This is a genomic window from Streptococcus sp. HMSC078H03 (genome assembly GCF_001808655.1).
GTDB classification, from domain to species: Bacteria; Bacillota; Bacilli; order Lactobacillales; family Streptococcaceae; genus Streptococcus; species Streptococcus salivarius_G.
Map to the genome: position 1 here is coordinate 75,569 of NZ_KV794113.1, position 12,211 is coordinate 87,779.

Genomic DNA, 12,211 nt, shown 5'->3' on the forward strand with positions numbered 1-12,211 from the left:
TCTATCTAAATTCCTATCACAAAAAATCTTGCTCAGTTATTTTTTATGACAATTTCTTTGGACTATTTCCCAAATTGAAATCATTTCTTCATATTATAATTTGTATATTTATCCTAAATAATTTTTCAAAGCAAGACAAAAAGCCTGAAGCACAGCTCCAAGCTCTCATTGTTAAGCCAGTCTTTTAGGTCTGATAAATCCCGTTAGGAGACTCAAACAAAGTAGTCCAGCTGCCACATACCAATAGGGCATATCCACGCTAGTCGTACGGCCTGAGACTTCAACAATACCTTTAACTAAACAAGCACTAGCGACAACAGCAATGGCTGAATTAAAGAGAAGTTTTGAGGCACGATTCTTCACCCAAGACATTCCCAGTCCAGTAAGTAGATAAATAAATGCTCCAGCCAATGGTGCAAAGAACATCATGCGCATAAACATGGATGATTCACCATAAGAAAAGCGCTCATAAACAAAGGTAAAGACTAGACTAAAAATGGTTAGTCCGATGTAGGTGAAAAAGTGTTTGCTGGCTGATTTTTTAGTAACCGATGTAAACAATATCGCTCACCGCCCTTTCTGAAATTTTGTTTCCGTTTGTGGTTGGCTTATTAATGACCTGACCATTGAAGTACATGGTAGATGAGCCACCACCGTCAAGGTTGTAGGCTGTCGTCACGCCATAAGATTTCATCAACTCTGCCATTTCATAAAGAGTCAATCCTGACGACTCACTGGTACGACCATCAGAGACAATGACAATATAGTGCACACTGCCGTCACTTTCTTCGATAACTCCGATGGCTGTACGTGGATTGTCAGCCATGGCTTGACCAACCTCTTCATTTTCTGATACAGCTACCTTACCATTTTCAACCAAGGTTGGACCAAAGGCAAAGGTATTCACCACACCTGAATCAACCAATTTTTGAACCGTTGTATCGCTTTCCTTAAAGGTCTTGAAGCTACCATCTGAGTAAACGGCAAGGTCCTCGTAATCACTGTTTCGATCAGTATCACGATAGACTTGACCATTTTTAATCACATAACCCGACTGATTAGCGCCATAATAGTCACCATTGATGGCAAAGATTGCATTGTTTTGCTGGGCAATACTTGAAGTAGTGTCAGTGATGTTGGTCCCATAGGTATTTTGTGCCAAAGCCGTTTTAAGGTAATCTGCACTCGAAAGCTGGATATCTGCCACATAGTAAGTGGTATCACTGGTTTTACCTGTTGTGATTTTGATATCCATATTGTCATCTTTATAAGTCGTATCCGTCTTAGTCACCTTACCAGTGCTAGTAGATGCCGTCGACGACGCTGTGGTTGAACTAGTCGTATTGGCCGAAACCGTTGAGACCGCTGAGGGAATGACAAAGACCTTTAAGAGAGAGTAAACATTTGCCCCCATCAGAAAAAGGGTAAAGAGTAAGGCATAGGCATGCCTTTTGAGAAATTTCATAGAAGACCTCCAATTTTGAAAGATAAGATAGAAACCATAAGTTCCTTTTGCTTGACATTAGCATAACAAGCAAAGCTTAAAATCTTCTATAATTCCCACAACAACGCCTTTTCTTTAAGTTTTCCTTAAGAAAAAGACAGCTTCAGTTGAAGCCATCTTCGCTATATAATCATATCTTCAGTAATATCAAATTCTCTCAAGAGCCCCTGAATCTTATCAAAGTTCAGACGGAAATGCTCTAATTTATGACCATCAGAGCCGATAGAATACTTGCAACATCCCAAATCCTTAACAAGCCCCAAGGCATAACGATAAAGATCTTCGTGATGATAGAGATACATACTCTTTGCATTCAGCTCAAAAGCCAAATCATTAGCCATCATTTTCTGGAAAATACGTTTAAGCTGCTCCTCATAGGCTTTTAGTTCATCAACAGTCACCTCAAACAGGCGGAAACCATAGTCAAAGTGAGCCAGAACATCTGCGTCTACACGACCAATAGCGTACTCCAACTTGTCCAGATACTCTTGAATAATGCTTGCCTTGTCCATATCAGCTACCTCATCATCAAGATAATCATTGACCCCATTATGGTGAACAGAAAGCAGTTTGAGATCATAGTCCTTACCATCCAAAAAGTCTAAAATATCGCTTTCTCTAGGCTGGTAATAACCAATCTCGATGCCACGTTTAATACGATTGCCATACTTGAGGTTAAGACTTTCGATTTCGTGACTATAAGCCTCGTACTCGGGCACATCGTCCTGTTTGGTATAAGGATTAGAGAGATCATAATGCTCAGTCGTTACAATCTCCCCATCAAAATGTGTCAAATAGTCAGTAAAGTTCGCATCCGAATCATAGGAATGATGGGTATGCAAATGGTTATCACGAATAGACATAACTACTCCTTATTTTTCAAATACATTGTAAGCTGCTTATGGGCCAACCAGGTCAAACTCACCACCAACCCCTCATAAATAATAAAGAAAATCACAAAACATTGAAGGAAATACTCTTCTGGTAAAACGTTGATAATCGGATCCAAGATTGGATTAAAGAGCCAACTGCTATCTCCAGGAAAGAGGGCTTCATGAAAGAGCGTAAAAAACTCATCAAATCCGAGAAAAACTCCCACAACCCCAATAAGGATTGGTAAAACAGCTAAACTCATATAAAGCCTACGATAAAGACCAAAGGTGCCCTTCTTCACATTTCGCCAAAGAAAGGTCACAGCTGGATAAGCCAGTAGAATAACAAGCCCCTGTACCAAATGAAAGAGCCACTTCACATCATGAAAATGCTTTAGCCCACTCTCCGACGATGGAAAATCAGCCATAGTCAGATGACCAACCCAAGGAAAGGTCAAGTACTGCATGAGGACATTGAAATTATGCCAAAGCTCCGTCTTTCCGATAATGACATAGTCCATAAGATGCATCCAGTCAATATCAAAATAATAGAATCCCCATGCCAGATAAATTGTCACCAGAATAGACAAGGCCAAGAGCCAAATCGGAGTCAGAACAGCATTAATCCTAGTTCGCATCAAAATCCCACTCCGCTAGACTAGAAAGTACATGGTCGGGTTTTACTGGTAAATTCGCAACCTCTTCCGCCTTGGTAAATCCAGTTGTCACAAGAAGTGTTGGAAAGTCATTTTTAATACCAGCTGTAATATCAGTCAAGTAATTGTCACCAACCACGATAGTTTGGCTACGTTCTGTCCCAAGGATTTCAAGAGCCTTGTTCATGATAATAGCTTTAGGCTTACCAATAATGATTGGTTTCACACGGGTAGCCGCCTCAATAAGGGCCAAGAGGGAACCAGCACCTGGAAGAAGACCACGTTCAGTTGGGATATTCAAATCTGGGTTAGTTCCAATAAATATGGCCCCTTTGTGGATGGCAAGCGTTGCTTTAACCAACATTTCATAAGTGACTTCACGGTCCAAGCCCACCACAACATAGGCAGGATTTTCCTCATCTACCGTATATCCCGCTTCCGCAATTGCAGATTTAAGCCCAGTCTCACCGATAACATAAACCGTCTTGCCACGATTCATATCGTTCATGTAGTCAACTGTCGCCAAAGTAGCTGTATAGATGGTCTCAAGGGGCGTTTCCAACTCACACTGATTACGCAAAAGCTCTTGCACCATCTCTGGTGTACGCATACTGTTATTAGTCACAAAAAGATAGGGAATCTGACGCTTCTGCAACTCCTTAACGAAGGCTTCTCCCTCAGGAATACGATCCTTCCCCTTGTAGATAGTTCCATCTAAATCAATCAAATAACCTTTATATGTCATCTTACTCGTCTCCTATTTCTTTCCATTGGATAATGGCCTGAGCATGAATATTGCCATCAACACAAATCTGATGTTGACTGCTCAAACTTTCTTGGTCAAACTCATAGCCTGAATAAATCTCTGACCCATGATGAATTTCCTTAACATACTTGAGGTCAATATGGGCTGGTGTGTACTTGGTCAAAAAGTCCAAATCGAAAACATCCAACATCCACTCCAAGTACTTGCTATTATTAACGTGGCCATTCATGTCTAGGTCAAAATAACGCACACGATATAAAGTCTCAATTGGATTTTCCAAAGCCTTATAGCGAGGCCCTCTAAGCAACTTTTTAGTCTTATCAGCCCCATAAGGTGCTACCACCTCATCTGGCACTTCTGCTACCTTACGCGTTTCATAATCCATGAGAGCAAAAGTAGTCTTAAAGAGCATAATTTGCTGACCAGTTTCATCTGTGATGTAAAAATTACGGTAACAGAAAATCTTATTATAGGAAATAGCTTCCGTTGTAATCGTCACCTTTTCATTGTAGCGAGGCAGACGGTCAATCTCAATCGCATAGTCTGTCACAATCCAAACCAGACCGTACTTATCAAAAACTTCCTTATCCGTATTTCCCAGAGACTCTGACTGCATACCAGATACTTGCAATGAAAACGCCAATAAGTGCGGTAATTTTACCTGATGCGTGATATCCGTCTCATAAAACGGAATTTGATAAGGAATACTAAATTTTAATCCCATCTAATCCTCCAAGATAAATTGTTCAGCGACACTATCACCCAAAAAGAGTCCTCGTTTAGTCATACGAACCACCTCTGGATCCTTGACCAAGAGCCCATCTTCCTGTAGTTTTTTTACAATGTCTCCATAAGTATCCGCGAATGACAAGCCAAACTTCTCTTCAAAACGTTTAATAGACACACCCGACTTTTTACGCAAACCAAGGAAGAACTCCTCTTCCATCATCTCCGCCTTAGTCAGATGTTCTTCGTGAAGTCTAGCATGGCCATCCTCAGCTATAGCCTTTAGGTAATGCTGGATAGGGCCTCTATTGCGATAACGAACACCATTGACATAACCAGAGGCTCCAGCACCCACACCATAATACTCATCATTATTCCAATACATGAGATTGTGACGACTCTCCATCCCAGGTTTGGTAAAGTTTGAAATCTCGTAGTGCTCAAAACCATTGTTTTCCAACTCTTGGATAATATAGTCAAACATCTCTGCTTCCAAGTCCTCCGTTGGGAGATTGAGCTTACCTCGACGCATCTTATTCATAAAGACCGTGTGATGTTCCAATATCAAACTATAGAGACTTAGGTGTGGAATATCCAGTTCCAGTGCCTTTCTCACATTTTCCTTGACCTGATCCATGGTTTGACCAGGTAGTGCATAAATGAGGTCAATAGAAATATTATGAAAACCAGCAGCCTTTAAGCTATCAATACTTTCGTAAATCTGTGCCTGATTGTGACTGCGACCAATTTGACGCAAGTGCTTGTCATCAAAGGTCTGAACCCCTAAAGATACGCGATTAACAGCTGATTTTTTGAGCACCTCAATCTTATCAACCGTCAAATCCCCAGGATTGGCCTCAATGGTAAACTCCTCCAACTTAGACAAATCCAAGTTTTTCTGAAGATTGCTTAAAAGGTAGTCCAATTGCTCCGCAGAAATAGCTGTCGGTGTCCCACCACCAATATAAAGGGTGCGAAGCTCCTTGATATCTAAAAGCTCCCACTCACGAATCAAAGCCCGTAGGTAGTCATCAACGGGCTGATTTTTAATAAAGACCTTGGAAAAGTCACAATAATAACAAATTTGTGTGCAAAATGGAATGTGCACATAGGCTGACGTTGGTTTTGTTTGCATGTAACTATTCTACCATTTTTTAAGCAGAAATGAGACCTCGAATGATAAGAGTTTGAGCCAAAAAAGAAGCCATCTCTTCAGATAGCTTCTATACTTTATTTTGTTAATGAGAATGGGAAAGCATTATAGTTGCTATAATCAAAGGTTGGTCCCAAGTCAGAGATAAATTGAACTGGCGTGTAAGTTCCATTTTCAAGAATAAAGCCAGGCTTAGCTTGGAAACCAGCTCCCCCTATTCCTGTAATCCCAGGAAGCAAGGTAGAAAAATCGCCACCCTCCCAAACGTAGAGATTACCAGAAATTTGAACAGCTGTTGCAGTTGTAGAGCTTTGACGATAGGGTTCGTAATCGACATTGAAATTTGCCTTTGAAGTGATGTTGCCATCAGCATCAACTGTAAAACTAATGTCTGTTGCTTGAGGACTCGTACCAGTCCAAGTTCCTACCAAAGCTGCTGGGACAGGAGCATCACTTTGGGTATCAGCTGTTGCTTGACTAGACTTGTTTGACTCAGAAGCAGCACTACTATTTGTCCCTGCTTGAGCATCATTTCCAGCTGAGGCTTGATTTTTTGAAGAGCTAGCTTCAGGAGCACTCGCTTCTTCTTGACCTTGAGAATCCTTTGAAGCTGAAGCTTCTGTCTTAGCCTTTTTAGCAGACTTCTTCTCAGATGTTTTTGTATTAGGAGATGACTTCGCTACTTTAGAAGTTGACGTTGTAGATGATGCTGCAGTGTCTTTTTCTGACTTAGAGCCACATCCGACAAGTGCTCCAGAAACAGCTACAGACAACAAAACAAGGGAACAAACACGAATAACTTTTCTTTTCATTTTCATAAACCTCTTTTCTATATGTCTATTATATCTATTTTGTTACAAAATTCAAGTATTTTATGTAATTTTTGTAACAATTATGTAATTAATTGTATCACTGTCATAAGTTAATGTCGTATTTACAAGTAAAAAAAGCCCATCACTCCTAGAGGAATGATAGGCTTCTGCATCTTATCTAGGTACTTCTTATCTGCTAGAGGTATCCTAATTACTATTTGTCTTCTCTTTCAATATAACCCCCTATGGAGAGAATGTTGAAGCTATCCTCCAAGATAATAATGCGCTTACCACCATCTACAACGATATAATAGTATGACTTTCTCGCATCGTGGTAGATGTCATTAACACTCTTAGCCTGATAACCATGTGACTTAAGAGACTTCTGTATTTTAGCAAACTCTTTTTGCACCTTATCATTATCTACACTGCCTGATTGATCCACCAGATATTCTTTTAAAGGCTTAGCAATTAAGATATCTTTACCATCAGAATCTGTAGTAACAACCCCATTTTCAGAGATAGTCCCTTCTCCTTCTGAATCATCATCGGAATCAAATTTTTTCCATTGCCCAACAAAAACTTTTGGAACCGCTGCCTTATGAAAAAGACATGTCTTTTTTAAATCTTTGGTACTTCTTGATCCGTAGTAGAGGTCTGATAAGAATAAATCTAGAACTAAGTTTGTCCCATCTTTCTGAATCAGATTATAGTATCCAAACACTTTCGTCTTTACCAGGATGATCTCTTTTGTCTGTAATTGGTATTTCTTGTCAAAATCAGCAATCGTTTTTAGTTTTGAATCACTGACGTCCTCTAAGCTTGTTTCAAACTTCTGTCTTACTTTCTGGCCAATAGAGATTTCTTTGATTTCTTCTTCCCTATGGCCTGCAACAAGTTTTGACTTTTTCCCACTTAACTCATAAACCAAACCAGCATTATTACCATTTACCCACAAGCCACCCAAGTTTGTTCCTTTAGAAGAAAACAAAAAGAGGACAAGACTTGTTGCTACAACAAGAAATAAAGCAATCCCAAGACCAATAAAAGTCTTCTTGCCAAACTTTTTCTTCTTAACAAAGACCATTTGCTGTGAATAAGCTGGGTTGACCATTTGACCAGTCATTTGATTTGGTAAAGGCATGACTTCTTCAGTCACAGACTTTCCATTGTTGGAAAAAGTGGCTTGTTTTCCTTCCATAACAAATTCACCATTTAGAAGGGCCTGCTGACACTCCTGAATAGTGGGCTTACGATTATTAATCGCTTCAAAATATTCAATCCATTCTTTTCTATTCATCATCTCTCCTAACAGTTCTTAACAGAAAAATCTATCACTAATTTGGAAGTGATAGATTTTCCAATTATTTAAGCACTTCTTGTGTCTTAGCGTAGTTAGCTTCGACAGCGTCTTTTTCAGCTTTCCACCAGTCTTGGTGATCTGTGTACCACTTGATTGTTTCTTCCAAACCTGCTTCAAAGTTTGTGAATTGTGGTTCCCAACCAAGTTCTTCACGCAATTTTGTTGAATCAATAGCGTAACGCAAATCGTGACCAGCACGGTCTGTCACACGGTCGTAAGCGTCTTTGGGTTGACCCATTTTTTCAAGGATAAGCTCAAGCACTTCCTTGTTGTTCTTTTCACCATCAGCACCAATCAAGTAAGTTTCACCGATACGGCCCTTAGTAAGGATAGCCCAAACACCAGTTGAGTGGTCGTTAGTGTGAATCCAGTCACGGACGTTTTTACCTTCACCATAAAGTTTTGGTTTAATCCCTGACAAGATGTTGGTGATTTGACGTGGAATGAATTTTTCGATGTGTTGGTATGGTCCATAGTTGTTTGAGCAGTTTGAAATAGTTGCCTTAACACCAAATGAACGCACCCATGCTTTAACGATAAGGTCTGAAGCAGCCTTAGTTGATGAGTATGGTGATGATGGGTTGTATTTTGTTTCTGCTGTGAATTTTTCACCAGGACCTTCACCGTGTCCAGGAAGATCTTCGCGCAATGGAAGGTCACCATACACTTCGTCTGTTGATACGTGGTGGAAACGAATATCGTATTTACGAGCAGCTTCCAAGAGTGTGTAAGTACCAATGAAGTTTGTGTGGATAAATGGTGATGGGTCGTTCAATGAATTATCGTTGTGGCTTTCAGCCGCATAGTGAACGATAGCATCAGCCTTAGCAGCCAATTTATCAACCAATTCAGCATCAGCAATATCACCAACAACCAATTCAACACGGTCACCAAGGATTTCTTCAATGTTGGCACGGTTACCAGCGTAAGTGAGTTTGTCAAGGACAGTCACATGTACGTCTGGATGATTGTTGTAGACATAGTGTACGAAGTTTGAACCGATGAAACCTGCGCCACCGGTTACGATGATATTTTTATATTCAGTCATTTTTTCTCCAAAAATTTTAGTTTTTTTATCGTTCCTTTCGCTAGTGAGGGACGCCAACAACCCTTCGGTTTCATGGCTAAATCCGAAGCCGAAGTCTCCGGATTTCCCTACAAGATTCCCTACGGCAATCTTGTTATCACTAGGGCAGGAACGATACTACCAGGCTCCTTGCAGTCGCAAAAATACTGTGCAAGGTTTATTCTTACAAATCTTCTGCTCTTAGTGGTTTAACGTCTTTGAGCAATGGGTGATTTTTATCTGCTTCTGAGACTTCTGCTTCTTCCAAGTTTTCCCACTTAATATCAAGGCTTGGGTCAGCGTAGTTGACAAAGGCATATTTAGGTTTAAGTTCAAGTGCCCAGTAATCGTTTACGAGGTAGCTATATGACACTTTGTCAGACAAAACTTGGAAACCATTGGCAACACCACGAGGAACAAAGATTCCTTTTGAGGCATCAATAACAGTTTGGTAAGTATTCCCAAACGTTTCGCCTTCACGGAGGTCAACCCAAGTTCCAAGAACCTTTCCTTCATCTGCTACTGAGATGTATTTATCCCAAGGCTCAGCGTGCAAGCCACGCAAAACATTTTTACGTGAGAAAGAAACGTTATTTTGCAATTTTCCTTCTGCAAAGAATGACTCTGGAAAACCAAGTGGCAACATCTTTTCCTTTTGGAAGTTTTCCTTGAACCATCCACGGTTATCTCCATGAACAGGAATATCAAATTCAAGCAGACCTGGGATAGCATCAATCTTGCGGGCAGCTAGTTCTTTACCAAAAAATTGTTCAGTCATTATGCTTCTCCAATCAAACGGAGCAAATATTGTCCGTATTCGTTTTTCTTAAGTGGTTGTGCCAATTCAAGAACCTGTTCTTTAGTGATATAACCCATGCGATAGGCAATCTCTTCAAGGTTAGCTACTTGGACATTTTGCAAACGTTGAACTGTTTCGATGTACTGAGCAGCTTGCAAGAGACTTTCGTGAGTGCCTGTATCCAACCAAGCAAAGCCACGTCCCATAAGCTCAACAGAGAGATCTCCACGTTCTAAGTAAGCCTTGTTAACATCCGTGATTTCAAGTTCGCCACGAGGGCTTGGCTTGATGTTTTTGGCAATTTCCACAACATCATTGTCATAGAAATAAAGACCAGTTACAGCAAAGTTTGATTTTGGATGCTCAGGTTTTTCCTCAATTGAGATGGCATTCATATTGTCGTCAAACTCAACAACTCCAAAACGTTCTGGGTCCTTAACTTGATAACCAAAGACTGTAGCGCCTTTTTCCTTAGCTTCAGCACGTTGAAGCATGGCAGAAAGACCATTGCCATGGAAAATGTTGTCCCCGAGGACAAGGGCAACACTATCGTCACCAATGAAGTCTTCACCAATGATAAAGGCTTGAGCCAATCCATCTGGACTTGGTTGTACTGCGTAAGAAAGGGAAATACCGAACTCAGAACCATCACCAAGGAGCTCTTCAAAACGTGGAAGGTCCTGTGGTGTTGAGATGATGAGGATTTCCTTAATACCAGCCAACATAAGCGTTGATAGTGGGTAATAAATCATTGGTTTATCGTAAATCGGCATCAGTTGTTTTGATGCAGCACGAGTCAATGGATACAAACGCGTCCCTGAACCGCCTGCAAGAATAATACCTTTCATAAGAAGGCTCCTTTTTTCTCTAATATATTACCTATATTTTAGCATTTTTCAGCCCTCTTGTCACGGTAAACCCTATGTTCTTAAGCTTTCATTAAGAAAATCACAAGTGTCCATTTTCTTAATCCAATGAAAAAAGGATTTCGATTGAAACCCTTTTAGATTGAAGATAACCTCTTGTAGCACTTTCCTTAGAAAGCGTAATCATCATCTTCTTCAGTGCCTTTGTGCACTCATCCAGTCAAAGATACTGTTATAGGTTTGCCCATTGACACTAGCTCGAGAGCCACCGCCATAGGTTGGGTCAGTGGCTACCATACCACTATAACCATCCCAATTTTTCGTATTTTCAGGATGCTGAACGCCAATCACCTGGTCATGGAAGAAGTAAATCCAAGCCCAATGCCCATCATACTCTGTACCAGGAAGATCAGTCCCAGTCGCTGTTTCAAAGTATGAAAACCACTTGTTAGTAGCTCCAGAGGTAATCAAGCTCTTATATAAAGGCAAGACACTATTTTCTGGTTGTACTGTTGCGTCTGCCTTTGTGTGAATCAACCACATAGGCTGGTTCTTCAGTTTATCAATTCCAGATTGGTCAACAGTTAGTGGCGCTGCAATTGGAATGAGAGCTGCAAAATAATCTGGATAGGTTGCTCCCATGGTCAAAACCATACCACCACCATTTGAAACTCCCGCAAGATAGATTCGTCCCTTATCTACCTCAGGGTGATTAGCTAGGTAGGTATCAATGGTCTCTTTGAGTTGGGCTGCATTATCTGACCCCCAAGGTGTCTGTGTTTGAACAGCCAGAACATTAACCCCACGCGCCTGATCACCAGTTGTTAAGAAATGGCCTTGAATCTCAGGCTGGGTAAGCGCATAGACGTCATTTGAAAGCAGGGGAATATTCATGTCTGTCCCTCTTTCACCAATGCCGTGTAGCCAGACAATCAATGGTTTGGTGCTATTCCCCGTACCAGTCTGGGCACTATAAGCCGCATACTGCATGTTACCTACCTGTCCTCGCTCGCCGAAAACCTCCGTCGTTGGCATCAAACGATTGTTGATGGCATCTTGCTCAGATGAAACCATCTGTGACTGACTATTACCTTCTGCCACTACTGACAAGTCTTTCATTGATACCATATAACTTTCCAGCCATTGATTGGTCCAAGTAGAAAGGTTAAAATACATAGGTTCAGCATTTCCACCCATGTTGTAGCGATTATAAGACGGTAGGCTCAATTCAAGCGTCACATACTTGCTGTTGTCATAATAGACCACATGCCCCTGATCATCAGACACATAAGAGTTCGTTACCTGACGACTGATCCCTGCTGTTGTAACCTGAGTTGAGCTGTGGACAACCTCTGGCGTGACCTTCTGATTAAATTCAAAAATAACTTTGGTTACAGCCGGTCCAAACTCATAACTTTCTAAAACAATACTTGTCTTTGTCACAACCAAGTCTTCTGCTGCCCCTGCTTTGACAGACAGGCCTAAACTGATGGCTAGCAAAGTAACAATGACTGTCACATAAACTTTAACTTTTTGGAACATAGTCCCTCCCCTTTTTTATTAGTATTCACCTACAATCGATGAACAGTTACTATTTTATCATCTTCTAATTAAATAAGAAATAGATA

The 12,211-nt window shown here is 40.7% G+C and carries 13 protein-coding genes; all 13 read right to left on the reverse strand.

Annotation, left to right across the window (positions count from 1 at the left end; genetic code table 11):
• Positions 1–171: 171 nt before the first annotated feature.
• The 13 genes from HMPREF2607_RS06255 to HMPREF2607_RS06315 all read right to left on the reverse strand — a co-directional run bounded on the left by HMPREF2607_RS06255 (position 172) and on the right by HMPREF2607_RS06315 (position 12,125).
• A complete protein-coding gene (locus HMPREF2607_RS06255) occupies positions 172–561 on the reverse strand; it encodes a hypothetical protein (protein WP_037610984.1) in 390 nt (129 codons plus the stop codon).
• The gene (locus tag HMPREF2607_RS06260; protein ID WP_070476364.1) at positions 542–1,465 is read right to left on the reverse strand and encodes a phosphodiester glycosidase family protein; all 924 of its coding nucleotides are present in this window, start codon (positions 1,463–1,465) and stop codon (positions 542–544) included. The genes HMPREF2607_RS06255 and HMPREF2607_RS06260 overlap by 20 nt, the downstream gene beginning before the upstream one ends.
• Before the next feature lie 161 nt (positions 1,466–1,626).
• Positions 1,627–2,361, reverse strand: a complete 735-nt coding sequence (locus HMPREF2607_RS06265; RefSeq protein ID WP_070476562.1) for a PHP domain-containing protein — start codon at positions 2,359–2,361, stop codon at positions 1,627–1,629.
• Between the two features lie 8 nt (positions 2,362–2,369).
• Positions 2,370–3,014 (reverse strand): TIGR01906 family membrane protein, encoded by a 645-nt coding sequence (locus HMPREF2607_RS06270; protein WP_070476367.1) that lies wholly within the window; start codon positions 3,012–3,014, stop codon positions 2,370–2,372.
• Entirely contained in the window at positions 3,004–3,777 is a 774-nt protein-coding gene (locus HMPREF2607_RS06275; RefSeq protein ID WP_021145568.1) for a TIGR01457 family HAD-type hydrolase, read from the reverse strand. The genes HMPREF2607_RS06270 and HMPREF2607_RS06275 overlap by 11 nt, the downstream gene beginning before the upstream one ends.
• A 1-nt stretch (position 3,778) precedes the next feature.
• The gene (locus tag HMPREF2607_RS06280; protein ID WP_070476369.1) at positions 3,779–4,522 is read right to left on the reverse strand and encodes an acyl-ACP thioesterase domain-containing protein; all 744 of its coding nucleotides are present in this window, start codon (positions 4,520–4,522) and stop codon (positions 3,779–3,781) included.
• On the reverse strand, positions 4,523–5,659 hold the full coding sequence (gene hemW / locus HMPREF2607_RS06285) for a radical SAM family heme chaperone HemW (protein ID WP_013990758.1): 1,137 nt from the start codon (positions 5,657–5,659) through the stop codon (positions 4,523–4,525). It lies immediately after the preceding gene.
• 95 nt (positions 5,660–5,754) lie between these two features.
• The gene (locus HMPREF2607_RS06290) at positions 5,755–6,495 is read right to left on the reverse strand and encodes a hypothetical protein (protein ID WP_070476371.1); all 741 of its coding nucleotides are present in this window, start codon (positions 6,493–6,495) and stop codon (positions 5,755–5,757) included.
• Between the two features lie 208 nt (positions 6,496–6,703).
• Complete coding sequence (locus HMPREF2607_RS06295) at positions 6,704–7,789, reverse strand: hypothetical protein (protein ID WP_070476373.1); 1,086 nt, start codon at positions 7,787–7,789, stop codon at positions 6,704–6,706.
• Between the two features lie 64 nt (positions 7,790–7,853).
• Positions 7,854–8,900, reverse strand: coding sequence for a dTDP-glucose 4,6-dehydratase (gene rfbB / locus HMPREF2607_RS06300; protein WP_070476375.1), 1,047 nt, complete (start codon positions 8,898–8,900; stop codon positions 7,854–7,856).
• Between the two features lie 202 nt (positions 8,901–9,102).
• Complete coding sequence (locus HMPREF2607_RS06305) at positions 9,103–9,696, reverse strand: dTDP-4-dehydrorhamnose 3,5-epimerase family protein (RefSeq protein ID WP_014633275.1); 594 nt, start codon at positions 9,694–9,696, stop codon at positions 9,103–9,105.
• Complete coding sequence (gene rfbA, locus HMPREF2607_RS06310; RefSeq protein ID WP_002883992.1) at positions 9,696–10,565, reverse strand: glucose-1-phosphate thymidylyltransferase RfbA; 870 nt, start codon at positions 10,563–10,565, stop codon at positions 9,696–9,698. Before rfbA ends, HMPREF2607_RS06305 begins: the two co-directional genes overlap by 1 nt.
• Positions 10,566–10,778: 213 nt before the next feature.
• The gene (locus tag HMPREF2607_RS06315) at positions 10,779–12,125 is read right to left on the reverse strand and encodes an acyl-CoA thioester hydrolase/BAAT C-terminal domain-containing protein (RefSeq protein WP_070476376.1); all 1,347 of its coding nucleotides are present in this window, start codon (positions 12,123–12,125) and stop codon (positions 10,779–10,781) included.
• Positions 12,126–12,211: the final 86 nt, after the last annotated feature.

Bases quoted from the DNA above. Each gene is read 5' to 3' on its own strand.
- HMPREF2607_RS06260 (WP_070476364.1), bottom strand. From the start codon at position 1,465: ATGAAATTTCTCAAAAGGCATGCCTATGCCTTACTCTTTACCCTTTTT.
- HMPREF2607_RS06270 (WP_070476367.1), bottom strand. From the start codon at position 3,014: ATGCGAACTAGGATTAATGCTGTTCTGACTCCGATTTGGCTCTTGGCC.
- HMPREF2607_RS06275 (WP_021145568.1), bottom strand. From the start codon at position 3,777: ATGACATATAAAGGTTATTTGATTGATTTAGATGGAACTATCTACAAG.
- HMPREF2607_RS06280 (WP_070476369.1), bottom strand. From the start codon at position 4,522: ATGGGATTAAAATTTAGTATTCCTTATCAAATTCCGTTTTATGAGACG.
- hemW (WP_013990758.1), bottom strand. From the start codon at position 5,659: ATGCAAACAAAACCAACGTCAGCCTATGTGCACATTCCATTTTGCACA.
- HMPREF2607_RS06290 (WP_070476371.1), bottom strand. From the start codon at position 6,495: ATGAAAATGAAAAGAAAAGTTATTCGTGTTTGTTCCCTTGTTTTGTTG.
- HMPREF2607_RS06295 (WP_070476373.1), bottom strand. From the start codon at position 7,789: ATGAATAGAAAAGAATGGATTGAATATTTTGAAGCGATTAATAATCGT.
- rfbB (WP_070476375.1), bottom strand. From the start codon at position 8,900: ATGACTGAATATAAAAATATCATCGTAACCGGTGGCGCAGGTTTCATC.
- HMPREF2607_RS06305 (WP_014633275.1), bottom strand. From the start codon at position 9,696: ATGACTGAACAATTTTTTGGTAAAGAACTAGCTGCCCGCAAGATTGAT.
- rfbA (WP_002883992.1), bottom strand. From the start codon at position 10,565: ATGAAAGGTATTATTCTTGCAGGCGGTTCAGGGACGCGTTTGTATCCA.
- HMPREF2607_RS06315 (WP_070476376.1), bottom strand. From the start codon at position 12,125: ATGTTCCAAAAAGTTAAAGTTTATGTGACAGTCATTGTTACTTTGCTA.